Source organism: Phormidium sp. CCY1219, assembly GCF_055795085.1.
In genome coordinates, this window is record NZ_JAYFEQ010000523.1 from 1 (window position 1) to 422 (window position 422).

The window sequence follows — 422 nt, forward strand, 5'->3', positions numbered from 1 at the left end:
AATTTTTAGCACAAAGCCAAACCGTCGGCGAAACTACTTTATTGCGTTCGTTTCGCGCTTGGGTGAGAGAGCAGATAGCACAAGCAGAACAGTAGGCGATCGGCTTTTTCTTGAACGAAAGGATGAAGCTGGTAAGAAGCTGGTTGAGGATTGTAGGAAAGCAATTGTCGGCGTTTGATTGCCCGGAGGATATTTTCTTGCAAGTTATATCGGCTCACTTCTGGCATTTGCGCGGCGATCGCCTTCTCCTCTCAGAAGCGCGATCGCCTTTTTCGCATTACAAATACTCAACCTGACCGACCATTTCTTCTGGCGTAAAGACCTCATAAATTAAAATCAGACCTTCAATCATCAGAAATTAGGGTTGGTAAGGGGGAGAACGGAAACCCTCGTCATTTATGCGTAGGGAGGAGTTCTCCCCC

At 46.9% G+C, this 422-nt stretch carries 1 protein-coding gene; it reads left to right on the forward strand.

The annotated features are described in order from the left end of the window. Positions 1-122 precede the first annotated feature (122 nt). A complete protein-coding gene (locus AC0QH1_RS13830; RefSeq protein WP_324631744.1) occupies positions 123-296 on the forward strand; it encodes a hypothetical protein in 174 nt (57 codons plus the stop codon). Positions 297-422 lie beyond the last annotated feature (126 nt).